Origin of the sequence: Dichelobacter nodosus (assembly GCF_001263335.1) — a bacterium.
GTDB lineage: Bacteria > Pseudomonadota > Gammaproteobacteria > Cardiobacteriales > Cardiobacteriaceae > Dichelobacter > Dichelobacter nodosus.
In genome coordinates this window covers 320,500-342,288 of the sequence record NZ_LGVW01000028.1, presented here as the reverse complement: position 1 = coordinate 342,288, position 21,789 = coordinate 320,500, and the positions used below count along the sequence as shown (strand labels likewise).

The window sequence follows — 21,789 nt, the reverse complement described above, 5'->3', positions numbered from 1 at the left end:
ACCGTTATTTAATGACGTGATGAATGCGTTGGCTGATTTCGGTAATGCTGCCGCTGCCTAAAACTGTGTGCAATTTACCTTGAGCGCGGTAATAATCGATAAGCGGTTTGGTTTGTTGTTCAAAAACGGATAAACGATTGCGAATCGTGGTTTCGTTATCGTCCGCGCGTCCACGCGCCAGCATTCTTTTTACGATTTCTTCCGTGTTGACGTCTAACATAATGACGTAATCAATTTTTTGTTGCCGTTCAGCCAATAATTTGTCTAAAGATTCGGCTTGCGCGATTGTCCGCGGAAAACCATCAAATAATGCGCCGCGGTCACTTAAGCGTTGTTTGATCATATTGATGACGATATCGTCAGAGACAAGTTCGCCGGCGTCCATAATTTTTTTTGCTGCTAAACCTAATTCTGATTGCGCGTTAATTTCTGCGCGTAACATATCACCGGTTGATAAGTGTTGTAGATTATATTTTTTAATTAATTCAGTAGATTGTGTTCCTTTTCCAGAACCGGGTGCACCCAAAATAATAATGTTCATTCATAACCTCGAAAAGTTGAACTATTTTTAAACGTAACGCCGCAGGTTATCACGATGATAAAAAGGACTCAACGTCTCTATCGTTTTTATGTATGCGCAAATATTCTTTGTTAAACTACGGCTTTTCAACCTAAAAAGAGGAAAATTAAATGAGAAAATTCACAAAAGATCACGAATGGGTAGACGTTCAAGGCGATGAAGCCGTCATCGGAATTACTGATCACGCGCAGGCGGAATTAGGCGATATTGTGTTTGTTGAATTGCCAGCGGTAGGTGATGTTGTTGAAGTCGGTCAAGAAGAATCTGCCGTGATTGAATCTGTGAAAGCTGCCGGCGGTATTACGGCACCCGTTTCCGGAGAAGTGGTTGCTATTAATGAAGCGTTAATTGATGAACCGTCAAAAGTAAATACCGATGCCGAAGGCGATGGCTGGTTTTTCCGCGTGAAATTAGCCGATAAATCTCAATTAGACGATTTGATGGATGAGGCAGCTTATAAAGCCTATCTTGGAGTGTGACTATGAATAAACAAGTCGCGTTTGTTAATCGTCATATCGGACCTTCTGCACAAGAACGCAGCGAAATGCTACAGGCGATGGGCTACGATTCTTTAGATGCGTTCATTGATAAAGTGGTTCCCAAAGAAATTCGGCGTGAATCGATGGATTTGCCGGCAGCGGTGAGCGAAACTGAAGCTTTGGCAGAAATCGCTGCTATAGGTAAAAAAAATAAACTGTTGCGGTCTTTAATCGGTCAAGGTTATTACGATTGCCACGTGCCGTCAGTGATTTTGCGCAATATTTTTGAAAATCCTGGTTGGTATACATCATATACGCCGTATCAAGCAGAAATCTCACAAGGGCGTTTAGAAGCCTTATTAAATTTCCAAACCATGGTTGCCGATTTAACCGCCATGGAAATTGCCAACGCTTCATTGTTGGACGAAGCCAGCGCCGCCGCTGAAGCCATGATGTTGGCAAAACGGCAAAGCAAAGCGCAATCTGCGCGTTTTATTGTCAATAGTCATACGCACCCGCAAGTCATTGATGTAATCAAGACCCGCGCGATGACAAACGGCGTTGAAGTCGTGGTCACAGATAACATTGTCGCCGAAATGAACGACTGCTTTGGCGCGTACGTGCAATATCCGTGCACCAACGGTGGTATCGCTGATTTTTCTGATTTAGCAGAACAATTGCATCAGAAAAAAGCGCTGCTGTGTGTGGGAACTGATTTGCTTGCATTAACCTTACTCAAAGCACCCGGCGAGATGGGCGCTGATATTGTCGTGGGCAATAGTCAACGTTTTGGTGTACCGCTCGGTTTTGGTGGACCTCACGCTGCCTTTATGGCAACGCGCGACAGTTTCAAACGTCAAATGCCGGGACGGTTGGTGGGTGTTTCAATTGATAGCAAAGGCAAAAAAGCTTACCGCTTAACCTTGCAAGCGCGCGAGCAACACATTCGCCGCGAAAAAGCAACCAGTAATATTTGTACTGCGCAAGCATTATTAGCCGTGATGGCGGGTGCTTATGCGGTTTATCACGGTTCTGAAGGGCTCAAAGCCATCGCACGTAAAGTTCATACGCTAACCACAACGCTTGCCGCTTCTTTAATTAAAGCCGGCATGACGCTCGAACATCAAAGCTTTTTTGACACCATTGTTTGCCGTTTTACCGATAAAGCATCAGCTGATGCCGCAATGAAACGCGGATTGGAAAAAGGTATTAATTTCCGCCGTGTTGATGATTGCCGCGTGGGCGTTTCTTTAGATGAACGTAGCGAATTGGCGGAAGTGGCAATTGTATTGCACGCATTATCCGGTAATGAAAAAGCCAGTGTTGAAGAAGCGCATGCTGCTATTCCTGCCGCGTTGCAACGGAAAAGCGCATTTTTAACGCATGCCTCATTTAATCGTTATCACAACGAAACCGATATGATGCGTTATTTGCGCCGTTTATCAGATTTTGATTTGGCACTCGATCGTTGCATGATTCCGCTGGGTTCTTGCACCATGAAACTCAATTCGGCAAGTTCTATGATGCCGTTATCGTGGGCTGAGTTTACCGGTTTACACCCGTTCGTGCCGGAAGATCAGGCAGCGGGTTACCACGAAATGTTTAAACAACTCGAAGCGTGGTTATGCGAACTCACCGGTTACGATGCCGTTTCTTTGCAACCCAATTCCGGCGCGCACGGCGAATATACTGGTTTATTGACCATTCGCGCTTATCATCACAGCCGCGGCGAGGGACATCGCAACATTTGCTTAATTCCTTCATCAGCGCACGGCACTAACCCCGCATCAGCACATTTGGCAGGCATGGAAATTGTTATCGTCAATTGCGATGAACAAGGCAACATTGATTTAGACGATTTGCGTCAAAAAGCCAATGAACACCGCGACAATTTAGCCGCCATTATGGTCACTTATCCTTCTACGCACGGCGTTTTCGAGCAAGGTATTCGTGAATTATGCAAAATCGTACACGATGCCGGCGGACAAGTTTATTTAGACGGCGCCAACTTTAACGCGCAAGTGGGATTAGGCGCGCCGGGGTTATACGGCTCCGATGTTTCCCATCTCAATTTGCATAAAACATTTGCCATTCCACACGGTGGCGGCGGGCCCGGCGTTGGACCGATCGGCGTACGCGCGCATTTAGCGCCGTTTTTACCAGGACACGTGGTCACCGATAACGGTCATAATCAACCGGCAGTGAGCGCAGCGGCGTGGGGCAGTGCATTAGTGGAAATTATTTCGTGGATGTATATCCGCATGATGGGCGGCGAAGGTTTAAAACGCGCTTCTGAAGTGGCGTTATTAAATGCTAACTACATCGCGCATCGTTTGCGCGCCGGCGGTTATCACGTGTTATACAGCGATGAAAACGGTATGGTGGCGCATGAATGCATCATCGACATGCGGGAATTTAAGGATAGAGCCAATATTTCCGTAGACGATATTGCAAAACGTTTGATTGATTACGGTTTCCACGCGCCAACAATGAGTTTCCCCGTTGCCGGCACATTGATGGTTGAACCGACCGAAAGCGAGCCAAAAGCCGAACTCGATCGTTTTTGCGATGCGATGTTAGCGATTTTGGAAGAAATTAAACAAGTTGAGCAGGGCGTTTGGCAGCAAGACGATAATCCACTGGTCAATGCGCCGCATACGCTAGCCGATCTGACTGGTGAATGGACGCATTCTTATGATCGGAAAACGGCAATTTTCCCGTTGGAAGGCATGAATCCGGCAAAATATTTCCCGCCGGTCAATCGGATTGATAACGTCTATGGCGATCGCAACGTAATGTGTGCGTGTCCGCCGACAGAAGATTATCAAAATTAATGCCACTAAAAAGACCGCTGCGGCGGTCTTTTTTTATGCGTAAAAACTGCCGTTATTGCATGACCGGTCCATCGCTGTCGCGCGCGGCTTTGAGTCTGTTTAATAATTCCGACCAAGAAATCCGATGCTGATGCCCAATAATATCCAAGCGCGGAATGCCGCGTCCTTTAAGCAAATAAAACCCGCCGCTTTCTGCTTTTTCCACGCCGTTAATCGTTAATATATCGCCGGCAAGTTGCGCTTGAATGCCGAGTTTTTCATAAGGAAAACTATTGAGCACGCGGATAAATTGTCCAATCACTAAAGAACTACCGCCGGCGCGCGTAATATATTGCACGGCTTCATGAGAAATGCGGCGCAAACCCGTAAGATTGTGATCGGTGGTTATCGTCGCTTGAAAACGCTGCGGACGCCAATTGATGAGCAAAACGTGATTAATTTCGCCGGCAATTCTGCCATCAACTACGGCTAAACGAAAAGCGCGCGTCAATCGTCCTAAATCGAGCCGGTCAATTTGCACGTGAAACGTGAGTTCGGGGCGTTTAGAAAATAAACGGTGCAAATGTAAATCTTTAATTTCCACCATGCCATCAAAAATATTGAGATAAACCGGTTCCGATAAGTCCATGCCCACCGGCGATATCATCACATTTGGAAAATCGCCGCTGATATTGCCTTCAAAAGGCGGTAAATCTACCGCGGTAGAAAATTTTTGTAAATCAATCGGTTCAATAAAAAAATTGAGGCGGTAACCGCCCTCTTTTTGCGGCGATAACGCGCGCACCAATAAAGCGCCATCTAAAATGGGAATGCGCCACTCATTAACGAGCAAAACGCCTTCCTGCGTCCAACGAAATTGAACTTGTGAAGCGCCGATGGGTAAATCGCGCCAAAAAGAATTGCCGATGCGTAGCGTTGAGATGTCACCGCGCCCAAATTGACCATCTATTTTATTGATTTGATAACGATTTTTTCGATCGCGGATACTTAATTGATTCATAACCGCGGCAAATTGTTGTAAACCCTGTTCTTTTTGCCAAAGCGCCGAGATGAAAAAACTGCCGGAAGCTTTGCCGTCATCAAAAAGCGTGTTTTTTAATGATGATTTGAGATAATTTTCATAGAAAAAGCCGGCATCTGCGCTCATTTGTTTCAAATGTATGTGTTGCGGTTGCGCCGTTTTGCCATCGAAGACAGCATCGGCGTTAATGATGAAACTGCGATCGCGGATTTGGGCATCGGTCAACGCTAATTGTTTGCCGTCGTATTGCCACGCGCTTTTAAAAACGACGGGCGCGGACGCTTGAAACGCAAAACGTTGATAACGAATCGCGCCTTGATTGAGCGCGCCGGAAAAACTTCCTTGCCACTGCGCACCGCGTCCCGTTGCCGTAAATTGCAAATTTAAATCCAGATTTTTAAGCGATTTGCGTTGATCGTGCTGCCAATTGACGCGTTCAATTGCGATCTTTCCTGAAATCGTCCAATGATTTTTATGTTCATCAAGCGTTAATTGCAGGTTCGCTGCGCCCGAAGTCGCGGCAAAATTGATGCCGAATAACGCTAACCAAGGTTTTAATGCCGTTATATCTGTTTCTAATGTGATATCAAGGTGTTGTGGTTGCCAATGCGTTTTGATTTTAAATGCACGTGCGGCATCGTGCAGCTGAAGATTTAACGGAAACGACGGTGTCATGTTGTAAACGATATCGTTTAATGACCAATCTTCCATTTCAAAAATGATTTTTTCGGTGCCGAACAACGCGGTTAATATCGTGGGCGCAAAGAAAATGTGATTGTTTTTCAGGTGGGCACGCGTTTGTCCGCTGATTTTTTTGAGAATTTTTTGTTGGTAGTGAAGAGAATCTGCCGTGGTTTTTAATGACCATTGTTGAAAATTTTCGGTTGCCGCTTGCAGTGAAAGATTTTTTAATGTGGTATCAGCGATTTTCGCTTCGCCGATATCGAGTTCAAAAGTCCACGCGCACAAAAAAAGCGGCACGATTAAAAGACGCGTTATCCATTTAATCGTACCGCTATTCATCAGAGGCGCTTAATCGATGATTTTGCTTGCAAATTCAATACTAAAACCACGGAGCGCGGAAAATCATGCGCGGGTTTTGGCAAATTGGGCAGGTCATCGAGTGCGCGACGGCTGCGATGCAAAATGCTGCGCGCGCCGGCGTAGCGACGTTTCCAATTGGGTTTTTTAATACTTTCAATACGCACGCGTTCGCCGGATTGCGGGGAATGAATCATTTTGCCGCCGCCGATGTAAAGTCCAACATGATTGATGCGTCCGCCGCGGTGAAAAAAGACTAAATCGCCGGGTTTGGGCGCGGAAACGGGCGTTAATTGGCTGAATTGATCGCGACTGGTGCGCGGCAATAAATAACCTTGTAAACGGTAAATATGTTGGATAAAACCAGAACAATCAAAGCCTTTTGGCGTGGTGCCGCCGTAACGATACGGCGTTCCGATGAATTTTTTACTTTCATTGAGTAAAGCATAACGCGCTGAATCCGATGATGGCGGTAAAACGGCAATTTCTTGCGGCGATTCAGGCGTTGATTCAAGGCTTAATAAGGTTAATTGCGGCTGGGCAAAAAGCGCGCTCGCATACAAAAAAGCGGCGCTGGTTAATAATTTTTGATACATTTTTGGTGGTGATTAATGTTTGTTGGCAACTTCAAAATCGCGGCGCATGCGTACATCTTCGCCATCGATTGCGTAAATAATAGATTCGGCAATATTGATGCAATGATCGCCGATACGTTCCAGCGATTTTGCTGCCATTAATACATCAATTCCTTTCGTAATCAATGTATTATCTTCTATCATGTAACTCATTAATTGCCGTGTGACGCTGTTATAACTGGTATCTAAATCATCATCATCTTTCAATAATGCTTCGGCAGCTTCAGCATCTAATCGGCTTAAAACGCCAATGCAACTGTTTAACATTGTTTTGGCTAAACGAATGGTGCCATAAAGTTCTTTCCAGATTTTATCTTTTTGCACATCGATCGGCTCTTCTTCCAAAAGGTAAGCAATTTTACAATTTTCATCGCCGATGCGTTCCAAATCGGTTGCAATTCGATCGCAGGCGGTGATAAAACGCAAATCTGACGCTACCGGAGAACGTTTGGCAATCAACCGCACACATTCTTTATTGATGTCAATATGATATTGGTTGGTTAACGCATCAACGTTAACAATATCGCGCAAACTTTCCGATATCGGATCTTGACGCAAAAAAGCAGAAATGGCGTGCAATTGTTTTTCGCACAAATTCGCCATATCAACCACCATATTCTGCAGATTATTTAATTCATCATCAAAACGCGTAAAAATGTGTTTCTCCATATCTATTCCTTGTTCAAAATGAATTGATAAAATTGATAACTACGCGCTCGGCGTAATGCGATCAAGACCATTCATATAAGGTTGTAATGCTTTGGGGATTAAAATGTTGCCATCGGCTTGTTGATAATTTTCTAATATGGCAACCAGCGTCCGTCCCACGGCAAGTCCAGAACCGTTTAAGGTATGCACCAATTGCGGTCTTTTTTCTCCTTCGGCACGGAAACGTGCTTGCATGCGGCGCGCTTGGAAATCCCAGCAATTGCTGCATGATGAAATTTCGCGGTATTTTCCTTGACCGGGCAACCATACTTCAAGGTCGTAGGTTTTTCGTGCGGCAAAACCCATATCGCCAGTGCACAATAAAATCACGCGATACGGTAATTCTAATTTTTGCAAAATGCGTTCGGCATGCGCGGTTAAACGTTCTAATGCCGCGTGAGAATCTTCGGGCGTAGTGATATGAACTAATTCAACTTTATCGAATTGATGTTGACGAATCATACCGCGCACATCGCGTCCTGCAGAACCCGCTTCAGAACGAAAGCAAGGCGTATGCGCCACAAATTGCAGCGGTAAAACACTTTCTTCTAAAATTTCTTGCGCCACCAAATTTGTCAGCGATACTTCTGCCGTGGGAATTAAATAAAAATCGCGGTCACTCAAACGCGTTTTAAATAAATCTTGTTCAAATTTTGGTAATTGTCCGGTGCCGTAAATCGTTTGCGGATTGACTAAATAAGGCACTGACATTTCTTGATAACCGTGTTCTTCGGTATGCGTATCGAGCATAAATTGCGCAATCGCGCGATGCAGGCGTGATAACGCGCCGCGTAATACGGTAAACCGTGCGCCGGCTAATTTAACGCCGTTGGTAAAATCCAAACCGATTTGCATTAAATCCGCGTGTTCTTTAGGCGTAAAATCAAATGTTCGCGGCGTGCCCCAGCGGCGAATTTCCGGATTATCGTTTTCATCTTTTCCAGTAGGAACGCTGTCATCAGGAAGATTGGGCACAGATGATAAAAGCGTATCTAATTGCTTTTGCGTTTCGTTAAATGATGCTTCAACGGCGGCTTGTTCGCTTTCTAATTGCGCGGCTTGCGCCATCAAATCGGCGCAGTCTTCCCCTTTGCTTTTTGCTTTTCCGATTTGTTGAGAAAGTTTATTGCGTTCGGCTTGCAGCGTTTCGCTTTTTACTTGGCTGGCTTTGCGCAAATCTTCTAACTTTTGATATTCAGCTTCTGGAAAATCAAAACCACGCCGCGCTAAAGCGGCAACCACCATGGGTAAATCATTACGTAATAATTTGGGATCAATCATAATAAAACCTTTGTTATTGAGTGGTCAGCGGCACTGCTTGCACCGAAGCTACTTTATTATCAACGTAATAAAGCGTCAGACTCCGGCGATACGTTTTTTGCGAAGTACCGCTTTTGTAAGTAAAAATATAAACGTCTTGGTTAGGGTGAAAAGGATCTTGAAGCGTTGGTGTACCGAGTAGGGTACGAACGTATTCTTTATTTTTTCCAGTCAGTGCCGCGGGATTTTGCCCGATGGGAAAAATGTTGCCTTGCACGGAATCCGGACGATATAAAAATAACGGATTTTGGCAGGCGCACAAAAAAAATACAAAAAAGCACCCGAAAAAAATAAAACGACGAGTCATAGCGTTACTCTTAAAAAATAATCGTGCCATTATAACCAAGGAAAAGTTATTGCAAAGAGCCGCTTGCGTGTTGTTGCAACAACGCTTGAGCGTGTTGTTTGGAAATGGGACTGCTGGCATCGCCCAACATGCGCGCGATTTCAATAATTCTTTGTTGTTCATCAAGCGCGCGGATCAGCGTTTTTGTTTCGTTTTCCGTAGTAAATTTTTCAATAGCAAAATGATGATCCGCCCACGCTGCAACTTGCGGCAAATGTGTAACACACAGCACTTGGCAATGTTTGCTTAACGTATGCAACAACCGCCCGACCGTATCGGCAACTTCGCCACCAATGCCGCTGTCGATTTCATCAAAAATCACCGTCGGCACACTTTGCGCGTTAAAACACGTGGTTTCAATGGCTAAACTGATCCGTGCCAATTCGCCGCCAGAAGCCACTTTTGCCAACGGTTGCAGCGGGTGTCCCAAATTGGCTGACAATAAAAAATGCACTTCATCTTGCCCAAAACTACTCGCTTTTCCCGATAAAACATCAATATGAAACGTCGCATTTTCCATGCCCAATTGATGCAACCAATGCATCACGGCGGCGGCTAATTGCGGCGCAACCGTTTTGCGTGCATCAGAAAGCCTTGCCGCGCAACGGTGATAATCATCAGCCGCTAACGCGCATTGTTCGGCTAATTGCGCCTCTTGCAGCGCATGATTTTCGATTTGTTCGAGTTCGCGGCGTAATTGTTGTTCATAATCATAGAGTTGTTCGGGCGTAATGCGATATTTTTTCGCGGCACCGTGTAATGCCGCCATACGTTCATCAATCGCCGCTAAACGTTCGGGATCCAATTCAATATGGCGCAATTGCGTTGCGAAACTATCGTATGCCTCGCGCAAATAAATCAAACTTTGCTGCAATAAATCCGCCGCCTCCTGAAAATCGGAACATTTTTCCGCCAATTGCACCATCATTTGACCGCTGCGATGCAACGAAAAATCAACGCTTGCCGCATCTTCATAAAGCATTTGCGACAATTGCGCGCCTTTTGAAAGCAATTCATCGGCATAACTGAGGCGATGATGCTCTTGGCTTAATTGCATAAACTCATTTTCTTGCACGGCAAGTTCATCAAATTGCGCCAATTGATAACGTAACCATTCTTGCCGTTGCATAAAATCACTCTGCTGCGCTTGGGCTTCTTGATAACGTTTTTGCTGCGTTTGCCAATGTTGCCACGCCGCACGCACCGCATTTTTTTCCGGCGTTAATTGTCCAAAATCATCGAGCCGCGCGCGTTGTTCGTCGGCTTTGAGCAGCGCTTGATTTTTATGTTGACCGTGAATGGTGACGAGCGCCGGCGCGAACGTTTTTAAAAATTGCGCGGTACTTTTTTGTTCGTTAATCCAAATTTTTCCACTTTTTTCGCGAATACTGCGCCGAATAACGCAAGACGGCGTTTGCTGTTCTGCCGTTAACAGTATTTGCGCCGCTTCGGGCAACGCGTCAAATTGTGCGCAAATTTCGGCAGTATCTGCGTGAGGACGAATCATCGCCGCCTGCGCGCGTTCGCCGAGCAATAAAGCAATCGCATCAATTAAAATCGATTTGCCGGCGCCCGTTTCGCCAGAGATCACATTAAATCCCGCGCCAAAGGCAATTTCGCTGTAATCGATGAGAGCAAATTGTTGAATACAAAGACGATTAAGCATGATAATTCTCGATTAGTCGGGCGTAATTCCCCAATTGAATTTTGTGCGCAGCCGTTGTTGGAATTGATAATCAGCAGGGTGAATTACGAGCAATTGATTCGCGGCGGTGATATGAATGCGGTCGGACGTTTGCAGTATCCATTCTTCTTGCCCGTCAACGGTGATTTGAACGTCATAAGAATCATGAAACGGTTCAATATCAATATCGCTATTGGCATCAATCACTACGGGGCGGTACGTTAAAGAATGCGGGCAAATCGGCGCAATAACTAACGCCGGCATACTGGGCTCTAAAATTGGACCGCCGGCGGCTAAAGCGTAAGCCGTTGAACCGGTGGGCGTGGAAATAATCAAACCATCGGCGCGATAAGCAGAAAAAAATTGCCCGCGGGTATACGTATTGAGTTCAACCATGCGCGCCATCGTGCGTTTATGCACCACGGCATCATTGACCGCATAACTTTGCCACAACAGCGTTTGTTGTTGATCAAAAACTTGCACGGTGAGCACTTGCCGCATTTCCTGACAATAAGCGCCGCTTAAAATCGCATTTAAATCCTTTTCCAATTGATTGACGGCAACATCAGCCAAAAACCCCAAGCGCCCCATATTTACGCCCAAAAGCGGAATATTTTTCGCACAAACGGCGCGTCCGGCATATAAAAAAGTTCCATCACCGCCAACAACAATGCACAAATCAATCTCATCAGACCAATCCACAATCGGAATCGCGCGATAATGCCGCGCGAGCGGCGCCGGAATTGTGTTACGGTCGAGGGTATAGTTGAGCTTGCGTTCTTTTAAAATGGAAATAATACGGGTGATGGTTTCCTGCGCGTGTGGAGCGCCATATTTGCCGACGATCCCGATATGGCGGAAGACATTTTCGTGCATGATGGTATTGGTTGAAAAAACGGGCATTATAACGGAATTTGTAGTTATTCTTGGGAGGAAACCATGCAACGTTATTTAGTTGGCGGCGCCGTGCGCGATCGTTTATTGGGATTAGACGGCAGCGATCGAGATTGGGTTGTGATTGGCGAAACCATGGATTCGATGCGCGCGCGGGGATTTCGTCAAGTGGGGCGCGATTTTCCCGTTTTTTTACACCCCGAAACCGGCGAAGAATACGCTTTGGCGCGAATTGAACGCAAAATTGCCCGCGGTCATCAGGGATTTTGTTTCGATTTTCATCAAAATATTACTTTGGAAGAAGATTTAATTCGGCGCGATTTAACGATTAACGCTATGGCTGAAGACGAAAATGGTCAACTCATTGATCCGTACGGCGGCAGCGCCGATATTCAAGCGAAAATTTTGCGCCACGTTTCACCGGCATTTAGCGAAGATCCGTTGCGCGTTTTACGATTAATGCGTTTTTGGGCGCGGTTTGCGCATTTGGGTTTTACGATTGCGCCGGAAACGTTGCAATTATGTGGCGAAATGGCGCGCAGCGGTGAATTGCAAACCTTAACCGCCGAGCGCGTTTGGCAGGAATGTGAAAAAGCATTAAAAGCGCCCAATCCAGAATGTTTTTTGATGGGGTTGGCACAAATTCACGCGTTAAACGTGCTTTTTGGCGCCACTCAACCTAGCGCGCGCCAATTAGCGGCAATGAATCAACGTTTAATGAATACGCCGACGCTGGAAGCGCATCAACGTTTGGCGCGGTGTTTGTGGCATGAAAAAGATTTAATTGCTGCCTTAAAAAAACAAATGCCGTTGCCGCAAAAATATCATTATTGGTTGGATTTAGTTGCCCGATATGGAGAATTGCTGCAAAACTGGCAACACATCAGCGGTGAACAGCGTTGGGCGATATTAAAAGCCTGCGGTGGATTGCGCGCGGCGGGTGATGTTTTCGCGTTGGCACAAACGTGCGGCGTTGATGAAGCGTTACAAACTCAAATCACGGCGGCGCAAGAAAAAGTAAACAGCGTTCAAGCAAACGATGTGCAAAAAGCGGGATTTTCCGGCGCGGCTTTGGGCGCGGAATTAAAACGGCGGCAAATCGTTTTATTAACGGATTAAGTTTGATCGGCAACATAAATACTCGTGGGCGCAAAATGTCGGCTGCGCGTGTGAGACGCGCAATAACGTTCAGTAAAACCATTTTTTTGCCAAAATTGCGCCACACCTTCTTGATAATTAAAACTGGTTGCAAAACGATAATCGGGATAACGTGCGCGGGCAAAAGCAAGCAATTGGCTGGCGATGCCGCGGCGACGAAAAACCGCGTGTACCGCAAGACGATGAATGCGGGCGATGGTGCGCGTGTTCCATTGTGGGTTTTGCGTATGAATGAGTAATTGTTGCAAAAGCAGCCGACCGCGCGGGCGGCGTTGACCAGCAATCACCGCCGCGCATAAATTTGGGGGCAGCGGCGTTTCCAGCAAAATATGCAAAACGCCCAATAACTGTCCTCCTTGATAAGCGGCAAACAACATTTGTTGCGGCAAATCGAGCAGACGTTTTAAATCTTCCGGACGATTGCGGTAATGCGCTTGCCGTAATAGTTGCCAAATTGCGGCTAATTGCGGCGATTGAGCGAGATCGTGCGGCGAATATTGAATAATATGCCGCGGTGCTGGCGGTAAATTGTTAGCAACGGGGTAATCATCGCGCAAAAAGCAGCGGCGCAAAACGCAATCCAGCGCGTCATTTTCGTGATAACGGTAATGATGATGAAGATAGGTGATTGCCGCCGGCGGTAATTTCAGAGCGTTGAGCGTGTGGTAATGAAAAGTATTGGCGCTGCCTTCATAACCTTCCGTGGTGGTGGCGAGGGTGAAGTTGGAATAATGATGGCATAGTTGCAACAATTGCGCGGGCGCGCAGGCGGCGGCTTCGTCAATGATGAGATGTTGCGCTGTCGGCAATAATCGACAGGCTTCATCGGGCGGTAAAAAGCGCAGAAAACGTTGCACCGATTGAGGCAACGTTAAAATACGGTTGATATTGGCTAAAAACGGCGCTACTACGAGAATTGGCGCGATGTTTTGTTGCACGAGCCAGATTATTTTTTCGGCGAGTAAGGTTGATTTTCCGGTGCCGCGTGCACCGAGAATGCATTGTTGGGCGTGATGAAAACTGATGGCGGTGTCGTGCTGAAAAGTGGATTTAATGCTGTTGGGTGCGCTGATAATGCGCCGTAAACGGTGATTAAAATGATGATGACATTGACGGATATCGCCGCCGAAATCGAGTAAACGCCGATGATCGGGATCGCTTTCGGGATAATATTCGGGCAGATGTAAATAAAGATGATGGTGATCCGCGATGCCGCCGCATAATGCGGCAAAGGCGTTAGGAAATAATCCACCGCGGGCGTCGTAATAAATATTGCCGCAATTTTTGCCCAACCATTGGCGATAATGTTCAAGGGCGATGTCGCGCCCGAAAACGGCTTTTTGCGGTAACGCTTCAGCAGGAATCAGAAAGATGTGACGCATGATAATCAAAGATGAATAAAGCGTTTTATCATAACGTTTATATGGATTTTTTCAGAAATAAAATGATGGAGCATATTTTGAGGAAATGATGATTGATTTGAGTAAAAAATTGGTGCTTTTTGATCGTGATGGCGTGTTAAACGAGGATCGCCGTGAACATGTGCGCGCGCCGGAGGAATTGTTGTTATTTGACGGGGCACTTGCTGCGCTGGCGGATTTGACGCGGGCGGGCATTCGCATTGGTATTTGTACGAATCAAAGCGGAATTGAACGCGGTTATTTTGATGAAGCAATGTTGACGCAGATTCATCAGTATTTATGCGCGCGGGCGGCGACTTTTGGGGCGCGGATTGATCGAATTGTTTTTTGTGCGAGCGCCGATAATGCGCACCCGTGGCGCAAACCCAATGCCGGCATGTTGTTAGATCAGGCGCGTTATTTTGCGGTGGATTTAAAAGGTGTACCTTTTGTTGGCGATAATATAATTGACGTGCAAGCCGCGCGGGCGGCGGGTGCGCAACCGGTGTTAGTAAAAACGGGAAAAGGGTGTTTGGTGGCGAAAGAGTACGCGCAGGAATTATCTGATGTTTTGGTTTATGACGATGTGCAAACAGCGATAAAGGATTGGTTATGAAATGGATTCGGACGGGACTTTTTTATGGTTTGTGGTTTTTTGTGATTATTTTTTGGGCACTTTTTATTTTATTGATGTATTTAGTGCCGTATCGCGTGCGCCATTATGTTGCGACTTATTGGGCAGATAGCACGATTCGATTATTGCGCGTGATTTGCGGCGTTGATTGGCACGTCACCGGTTTGGAACATTTGCCAACGGCGCCGGCGATTATTGCGGTAAATCATCAATCCACTTGGGAAACGGTTTTTACGCCAACTTTGTTGCGTCGCCAGCTTTGGGTGGTGAAAAAAGAATTGGTGCGGATTCCGGTTTTTGGTTGGGCGATGGCAGCGCTGCGACCGATTGCTATTGACCGTAGTCAAAAAAAGGCGGCGATGATACAAGTTATCGAGCAGGGAAAGGAAAAGATTGAACAAGGTTATTCATTGGTGATGTTTCCAGAAGGACATCGTTTTCCGCCCGATGCGCCGTTGCAATTTCGTTTAGGCGCCGCGCGTTTGGCAAAGGCGTTAAACGTACCGATTGTGCCGATTGCGCATAATGCAGGGCAATTTTGGCCGCGGCGCGGTTTGATTCATGAGGGGACGGTGCAAGTATGCATTGGTGCAGCTTTTTTGCCGGAAAATTATCAAACACCCGAAACGCTTAATGCGGCGCTTGAAGATTGGGTGCGGCAAAAACGTGATGATTTTGTGCAGGCGGAAAAAATAAGAAGAGGAGAAAACGGTGCATAATATTTATGGTTTGCCGTTTATCAGTGCCGCTGATTGGTTGAAGAATTTGTATTTATTAGCTTTTAAAAAATAACAATATTTTGATATACGTTACATAAAAACAAAGCAGTGAGCATTATTTGAAAATCGCAATAAAAATACGAAAACAGAATTTATCGCAGTATTGAATTATTTGCCGGCATCGGTGGATTTCTTGCCAAGCGTTTTTCTGTTTTCAACTAACTGTATCACCGTTATAGGACAATGACAGATGCTTTAAAAGCAGGGGTTGGAGAATACGCGCATTCAAACTGTTCCAGATGATTGATTTTTCAAGGTTTGATAAATCAAATTGGTAACGCGTTGCCGGTAAATTTAGCTTGTGTCGCGGGGAAAAGTGTGATCATTTTATTGGATTCGTGAGTAGCCATGAATTAATCATAAAAAAACACCGCTTTTGCGGTGTTTTTTTATTCAGCGGTAGAGTTAGCCGCGCGGTTTACTTTCAGCAACGCGCGCTTTTAGTTTTTGTCCCGCTTTAAAGCTCACCACCCGACGCGCGGTAATCGGAATTTCTTCTCCGGTTTTGGGATTGCGTCCGGGGCGTTGATTTTTATCGCGCAATTCGAAATTACCAAAGCCGGAAAGTTTGACCGGTTCGCCAGTAGCTAAACAAGAGCGAATTTCTTCAAATAAATCATCTACGATTTCTCGCGCTTCCGGACGAGGAATGCCAATTTGCGCAATAATGGCTTCTACGATATCTGCTTTAGTTAGTGTCATTAATTTTTACCTTAATTCTGCACCAAAATTTTGGTGTAATAACTCAATAAGGGGGGCAATAATACGCTCAACATATTCATCTTGCAAGGTTTTTTCATTATCTTGCAGGATAAGCGCAACTGCCATACTTTTTTTATCATCGGTCAGCGGCGCACCGGTAAACACGTCAAAACAAAAACAATGTTTGAGAACGTTTCCGCCGTGTTTTTTCAATAAATTGAGCACGGATTCAGCATCAATGCTGCGATCGAGCACCAATGCAATATCACGGCGCACGCTGGGAAATTTAGCAATCGTTTGAAATTGCGGCGTGTGGTGGAAAAGTAACGGCGCGCTGGTGATTTCAAAAACGGCAATGGCGCCGCCTTTGGTGTTTAACGTTTCCAACATTGAAGGGTGCAACATACCAAAGCGTCCAATCGATTGATCGCGATAGATAATTTCCGCACTTTGATGAGGGTGCAAATAAGCAACGTTGCTTCGTTGATAGGAAACGTCTAATCCCGCAACCAAACGTTCTACAACGCCTTTTACGTCAAAAAAATCAACGGTGCGGCTGTTAAATCCCCATTGTTCGGGTTGGGCGTGACCGCTCATCACGCCGGCAATATGCTCAATTTGTTGACAATCTGCCGCGCTGTTTCCCTGCGGAATAAATACGCTGCCAATTTCAAACAAACGCACATCATTTTGTTGCCGGTGGCGGTTGTAAATTAATTTTTGCACCAAACTGGGCACCAAACTTAACCGCATTTCCGAAAGTTCAGCCGAAATGGGATTAAATAAATTGACCGTGGGCGCGTCGGCAAAAAATGCCGCATGCGTGGCGCGATCGATGAAACTTAACGTAATGGTTTCTTGAAAACCCATGGCAACCATTTCGCGGCGCAAAACGGCATCAGAAGGCGGCGCTTGATGATCTTTTTGATAAACCTGCGCCGGCAATTGTTCGGGAATATGGTCATATCCTTCAACGCGCGCAATTTCTTCAATGCAATCCGCAGCGATTGCCAAATCAAAACGCCACGCCGGCGGTGTAATCAACCAACTATCCGTTGTTTTTTCAATCGTGCAACCCAAAGAAACAAATATATTTTTAATGTTTTCATCGGGATAACTGTAGCCGAGCAGCCGCGGAATTTCTGTAAACGGTAACGTAATCGGTAAACGTTGCGGCAAAAATTCCGGCGCGTGATGTTCCACAATTGCGCTCGCGCTGCCGCCGCAAATTTCTATGATTAATTGAGTGACGAGATCGAGAGCTTGCCGTTGCAGTGTAAAATCCACGCCGCGTTCAAAACGTTGCGCGCTGTCGCTACTTAATGCAAAACGGCGCGCTTTGCCGGAAATGGTAACCGGTTGAAACCACGCACTTTCCAAAATAACGGCTTGAGTATTTTCCGTGCATGCCGTTTCTTTTCCGCCCATTACGCCGGCAATTGCCAACGCTTTTTCCTGATCGGCAATCAGTAAAACGTCTTCATCTAAAGCGGCTTGGTGATCATTTAATAAAACAAGTGATTCTGCTTTTTGCGCGCGTCTGATGACGATATCGCCGGCGACTTTTGCTGCATCAAAAGCGTGTAACGGCGTTCCCAAAAGCATCATGACGTAATTGGTGCAATCAACGATAGGATCGTGGGTACGAATGCCGGCGCGGCGCAGCCGTTCGCGCAGCCAAAACGGCGTTTCCTGATGATTATTAATCCCTTCAATTCGGCGCGCCAAATAAAGCGGGCAATCTTTGGGCGCACGGTTATCAATGTGAAAACGTGCATCAGCGGTTGCGGGATATTCGGGAACGGGCGTAAATGTGAGCGGTTTTTGCAGCAAAAGCGCCACTTCACGCGCTAATCCGCGCATTGAAAAACAATCGGCGCGGTTGGGCGTTAAATCGATTTCTAAAATGGGATCGTCTAATTGCAAATAGTGCCGCAGATCGGAGCCGATCGGTGCATCTTGAGGCAAAATCATCAAACCGCTGTGATCGTCACTCATGCCGAGCTCGCGCGCCGAACATAACATGCCGAAAGAAGCCACGCCGCGCAGTTTGCTTTTTTTAATATGAATATTGTCGGGCAAAACGGCGCCAATTAATGCTACGGGCACACGAATACCTTGGGCAACGTTTGCCGCACCGCAAACGATTTGCAGCATTTCATCAGTGCCAATATTGACGGTAGCAATTTTTAATTTGTCGGCATTTTCATGCGCGGTTAATGCGATGACTTCACCAACGATGACGCCAGAAAAATCCGGCGCTGCCGGCAAAATGCCGTCCACTTCTAAACCTGCCATAGTTAACCGTTGGCTCAGTTCGGCGCTGGCAACGGTCAATTTGAATTCGTTTTTCAGCCATGCTGTGGATAATTTCATAAAAGATAACTCCTAACGTTCGCGGCGGAATTGTTGTAAAAACCGCAGATCGTTTTCAAAAAAGAGGCGCAAATCGGTGATGCCGTAGCGCAACATTGCCAGCCGTTCGATGCCCATGCCGAAGGCGTATCCTTGATAAACGTTGCTGTCGATACCAACGTTTTTTAAAACGTTGGGGTGCACCATGCCGCAACCCAATACTTCTAACCATTGGGTATTTGTTTCATCATTTTCTTGAGGGAAAAAGGCGATATCTACTTCCGCCGATGGTTCGGTGAATGGGAAAAAGGAAGGACGAAAACGAATGCGTAAATCGTCGCGTTCGAAAAAGTCGCGCAGAAAATGGATTAATAATCCTTTTAAGTCGGCAAAAGTGGAATGCGTATCCACCACTAAACCTTCACATTGGTGAAACATAGGGGAATGCGTGGCATCAGAATCGCTGCGATAAACGCGTCCCGGCGCAATCATGCGCAAAGGTAGCGATTCTTTTTCTAAAGTATGGATTTGTACGTTTGATGTTTGCGTGCGTAACACGATTTGCGCCTCGCGATCAAAATAAAATGTATCTTGCATGGCGCGCGCGGGGTGATGTTCGGGCACGTTTAACGCGGTGAAATTATGAAAATCGTCTTCAATTTCAGGCCCCGTGCGGATAACAAATCCTAGTTGACCAAACCATTGTTCAATGCGTTTGCGGGTTAATGTGATGGGGTGTTCACCGCCTAAATAATTTTGACGACCGGAAAGCGTAATATCAACGGTTTCTTGGGCGAGTTTTTGCTGCAGTGCGGCTTGTGAAACTGCGGTTTTTTTGGCGTTAAAAGCGTTTTGAAAATGCGCTTTTGCTTGATTGACGATTTTGCCAAATTGCGGACGCTCAGTAGCGGGCAATGCGTTAAGTGTTTGCATGTAACCAGCAAAAATGCCTTTTTTTGCCATATAGGTATTTTTAACACCCTCTAAAGCGACAAGATCATTAGCGGTTTCCAGCGCTAAAAGTGCATCGTTTAGTGTTTTTGCCAATTCCGTTTCCAAATTAATATGATTCACGGTATTCCCCGTTTGCGAAAAAGCGCGATTCTAACAAATTACCTTTTATCAATAAAATATTGATCGTGAAAAAAATGTTGTCTTTTTAGCGCCATGACTTTTTTGAGGGGTAAATTTGACATTAATTGCGCGGTATTCACATAATCTGCCATTATTTTTATATTCACAGGAAGATAACTCATGGCAACTTTTCTCACTTCCATTACACGAAAAAATACAACCGCAACACAATGGAAATTTTATGATTTATTAACTCGTTGTTTAGATGATGATTATTTGGTTTGGTTTGAAGCACCCAATGTTTTTTCTGGACGCACTTTGCCGGATTTTCTCATTTTTCATCAACGCTACGGTTTATTGGGCATTGAAATTCGTGATTGGAAAATGAAAAGTGTGAAGAAAATAGACGCTGAAAGCGTTTATTTGGGCATAAAAAGAGAGGCGTATCGTCACCCTGTTCAAGTTGCGCGCGAATGTTTATTGCCATTTATTTTGCAGATGCAAAAAGATGCGCAATTAGTGCAAAAAGCCGGTCAACGGGCGGGCGATTTAGTTTTTTCTTGGGGATACGGTGCCGTGATAGGGGGATGGGAAAGATGCAAAGTTTCGCCATCAAAAAAAGTGTTGCTAGATCGCTATTTTTCGGAGCATGACTGTTTGCTTGATGATGAATTACTCACGATAGATGAACCCAGATTTTTGCAATGGTTACACGGTTTATCACTTTATCATTACTCGCAACCGTTAACTGAAGTACAAACGCAAAAAGTGCGCGCTTATTTATTTCCGGAATGTATTGCCAATGATGTGCGTTTCAAGTTGCCGAAAAATTTAGACAAAATGGATTTACCGGATACGGTGCGTGTGATGGATAACACGCAAGAATACATTGTGCGTAATTTAGGAGACGGGCATCGCGTGATTCACGGCGTTGCCGGTTCGGGGAAAACGTTACTTTTGGAATATTTCGCGAAAAAACGTGCTGCCGAAGAATTCCAAAAACCGATTTTGGTGATGTGTTTTAACACGATGTTATCCAGTATTTTGCGGAAACGTCTGCCGAAAAACGTGGATGTATTTTATTTTTATGAATGGTGCGACAAAATTAAGCGCGAGTACGGCATTTCGGGAAAAGATGATGAAATGTCGGTTGCCGATGATGTGTGTCGAGCAATTTTGCAACGCGGCGTATTAAATGGTGCGTATTCGTCGATATTAATTGATGAAGGTCATGATTTTAAATCTGAACAACTTAAAGCATTGGTAAAAACAGTTGATCCGGATACGAATTCTTTATTGCTTTTCTATGACGACGCACAAAATATTCGCGATACACAAAATTTGAAATTTCCCTTGAAATCGGTGGGCATTAAAGCGCAAGGGCGTACCACGATTTTGCGGATTAATTATCGTAATACGCAGGAGATTTTGTCGGTGGCTTTTAATTTTTATCAACAGTTTATTGCGGTTAATGATACAGAAGATGGCGAAGACGGTGCGTTAAACAGAGAAATATTTGCCGATGAAGAACAGAAAATTCCCTTGATTCGTCCCGTAAAATCAGGGCGGGCGAGTGGAATTGTTCCGATTTTGCGATTGTGTCAATCCGCTGATGAAGAGTGTCAATACATCGCAAAAACCATTGATAATTGGCTAAAAGCAGGCGTTTTGCGCGGCGATATTGCCGTTTTATATTTCAATAAAAAATCACAATTAGGCGACGAATTAAAAGCCGTTTTAGAAAAAGAAGGAATATCCGCGCAGTATTTAAACAATCCCAAAGCTAAAAAAGAGTTTGTTTATCAATCAGATAAAATCACTTTAAGCACGGTTACCGCGAGTAAAGGTTCGGAATTTAGTCACGTTATTCTTGCCGGCTTGGGCGATTTTAAAATGGAAACACTCAAACTTAACAAGTTGGAATCTAGTGTGCGCCAAATTTATGTGGGCATGACGCGGGCGATTCATTGCTTGGTATTGACTTCAGCGCGGGAAAATGTATTTACAAAAACGCTGGAAGAGGTGCTTTCAAAATCTCTTAGCGACGAAGGTACTTTGAATGAGGAAAAATGACGGCGTGCTTTTGATGGCGCGCCGTCGGGCTTTATTAAATGGCTGCGCGGTTTATTTTCTTATTCGTTTTTC

The 21,789-nt window shown here is 45.4% G+C and carries 18 protein-coding genes; 6 read left to right on the top strand and 12 right to left on the bottom strand.

Going from position 1 to position 21,789, the window contains the following annotated elements; genetic code table 11:
* Positions 1-4: 4 nt before the first annotated feature.
* Positions 5-541 (bottom strand): adenylate kinase, encoded by a 537-nt coding sequence (locus tag AKG33_RS06170; protein ID WP_012031378.1) that lies wholly within the window; start codon positions 539-541, stop codon positions 5-7.
* A gap of 149 nt (positions 542-690) precedes the next feature.
* On the opposite strand from AKG33_RS06170, the gene gcvH reads away from it, so the two are divergent.
* On the top strand, positions 691-1,059 hold the full coding sequence (gene gcvH, locus AKG33_RS06165) for a glycine cleavage system protein GcvH (protein WP_012031377.1): 369 nt from the start codon (positions 691-693) through the stop codon (positions 1,057-1,059).
* 2 nt (positions 1,060-1,061) lie between these two features.
* Positions 1,062-3,893 carry an aminomethyl-transferring glycine dehydrogenase gene (gene gcvP, locus AKG33_RS06160; protein WP_050708037.1) on the top strand — a complete coding sequence of 944 codons (2,832 nt, stop codon included), beginning with the start codon at positions 1,062-1,064 and terminating at the stop codon, positions 3,891-3,893.
* A 52-nt stretch (positions 3,894-3,945) separates the two neighbouring features.
* Here gcvP and AKG33_RS06155 read toward each other — a convergent pair whose 3' ends face one another.
* From AKG33_RS06155 to AKG33_RS06125, 7 genes are all read right to left on the bottom strand, one after another.
* Positions 3,946-5,937 carry a hypothetical protein gene (locus tag AKG33_RS06155; protein WP_012031375.1) on the bottom strand — a complete coding sequence of 664 codons (1,992 nt, stop codon included), beginning with the start codon at positions 5,935-5,937 and terminating at the stop codon, positions 3,946-3,948.
* Complete coding sequence (locus AKG33_RS06150; protein WP_012031374.1) at positions 5,937-6,551, bottom strand: C40 family peptidase; 615 nt, start codon at positions 6,549-6,551, stop codon at positions 5,937-5,939. The genes AKG33_RS06155 and AKG33_RS06150 overlap by 1 nt, the downstream gene beginning before the upstream one ends.
* Before the next feature lie 12 nt (positions 6,552-6,563).
* Positions 6,564-7,259, bottom strand: a complete 696-nt coding sequence (gene phoU, locus AKG33_RS06145; RefSeq protein ID WP_012031373.1) for a phosphate signaling complex protein PhoU — start codon at positions 7,257-7,259, stop codon at positions 6,564-6,566.
* A 39-nt stretch (positions 7,260-7,298) separates the two neighbouring features.
* Positions 7,299-8,579: a serine--tRNA ligase gene (gene serS / locus AKG33_RS06140; RefSeq protein WP_012031372.1), complete on the bottom strand. Its 1,281-nt coding sequence runs from the start codon at positions 8,577-8,579 to the stop codon at positions 7,299-7,301.
* A gap of 13 nt (positions 8,580-8,592) precedes the next feature.
* Positions 8,593-8,835 carry an outer membrane protein assembly factor BamE gene (gene bamE, locus AKG33_RS07390; RefSeq protein WP_161802469.1) on the bottom strand — a complete coding sequence of 81 codons (243 nt, stop codon included), beginning with the start codon at positions 8,833-8,835 and terminating at the stop codon, positions 8,593-8,595.
* 136 nt (positions 8,836-8,971) lie between these two features.
* On the bottom strand, positions 8,972-10,630 hold the full coding sequence (recN, locus tag AKG33_RS06130; protein WP_050708036.1) for a DNA repair protein RecN: 1,659 nt from the start codon (positions 10,628-10,630) through the stop codon (positions 8,972-8,974).
* Between the two features lie 12 nt (positions 10,631-10,642).
* Positions 10,643-11,524 carry an NAD(+)/NADH kinase gene (locus AKG33_RS06125; RefSeq protein ID WP_041729954.1) on the bottom strand — a complete coding sequence of 294 codons (882 nt, stop codon included), beginning with the start codon at positions 11,522-11,524 and terminating at the stop codon, positions 10,643-10,645.
* Between the two features lie 63 nt (positions 11,525-11,587).
* Here AKG33_RS06125 and AKG33_RS07580 point away from each other — a divergent pair, with 63 nt between their 5' ends.
* The gene (locus AKG33_RS07580) at positions 11,588-12,661 is read left to right on the top strand and encodes a tRNA nucleotidyltransferase (protein WP_012031368.1); all 1,074 of its coding nucleotides are present in this window, start codon (positions 11,588-11,590) and stop codon (positions 12,659-12,661) included.
* Here the strand turns inward: AKG33_RS07580 and AKG33_RS06115 are convergent.
* A complete protein-coding gene (locus AKG33_RS06115) occupies positions 12,658-14,082 on the bottom strand; it encodes a GNAT family N-acetyltransferase (RefSeq protein WP_050708035.1) in 1,425 nt (474 codons plus the stop codon). The genes AKG33_RS07580 and AKG33_RS06115 overlap by 4 nt on opposite strands.
* Before the next feature lie 85 nt (positions 14,083-14,167).
* Here AKG33_RS06115 and AKG33_RS06110 point away from each other — a divergent pair, with 85 nt between their 5' ends.
* Together AKG33_RS06110 and AKG33_RS06105 are read left to right on the top strand one after the other, a co-directional pair.
* A complete protein-coding gene (locus tag AKG33_RS06110; RefSeq protein ID WP_228369803.1) occupies positions 14,168-14,716 on the top strand; it encodes a D-glycero-alpha-D-manno-heptose-1,7-bisphosphate 7-phosphatase in 549 nt (182 codons plus the stop codon).
* Positions 14,713-15,453 carry a lysophospholipid acyltransferase family protein gene (locus AKG33_RS06105; RefSeq protein WP_012031365.1) on the top strand — a complete coding sequence of 247 codons (741 nt, stop codon included), beginning with the start codon at positions 14,713-14,715 and terminating at the stop codon, positions 15,451-15,453. Before AKG33_RS06110 ends, AKG33_RS06105 begins: the two co-directional genes overlap by 4 nt.
* Before the next feature lie 465 nt (positions 15,454-15,918).
* Here the strand turns inward: AKG33_RS06105 and AKG33_RS06100 are convergent, their stop codons facing one another.
* Genes AKG33_RS06100 through pheS form a run of 3 tightly spaced genes read right to left on the bottom strand, consistent with a single transcriptional unit; the run spans position 15,919 to position 19,635 of the window.
* Complete coding sequence (locus tag AKG33_RS06100) at positions 15,919-16,215, bottom strand: integration host factor subunit alpha (RefSeq protein WP_012031364.1); 297 nt, start codon at positions 16,213-16,215, stop codon at positions 15,919-15,921.
* 6 nt (positions 16,216-16,221) lie between these two features.
* On the bottom strand, positions 16,222-18,591 hold the full coding sequence (gene pheT, locus AKG33_RS06095; RefSeq protein WP_012031363.1) for a phenylalanine--tRNA ligase subunit beta: 2,370 nt from the start codon (positions 18,589-18,591) through the stop codon (positions 16,222-16,224).
* Positions 18,592-18,603: 12 nt separating this feature from the next.
* The gene (gene pheS, locus AKG33_RS06090; protein WP_135326059.1) at positions 18,604-19,635 is read right to left on the bottom strand and encodes a phenylalanine--tRNA ligase subunit alpha; all 1,032 of its coding nucleotides are present in this window, start codon (positions 19,633-19,635) and stop codon (positions 18,604-18,606) included.
* Positions 19,636-19,824: 189 nt separating this feature from the next.
* On the opposite strand from pheS, the gene AKG33_RS06085 reads away from it, so the two are divergent.
* A complete protein-coding gene (locus AKG33_RS06085) occupies positions 19,825-21,717 on the top strand; it encodes a DEAD/DEAH box helicase (RefSeq protein WP_012031361.1) in 1,893 nt (630 codons plus the stop codon).
* Positions 21,718-21,789: the final 72 nt, after the last annotated feature.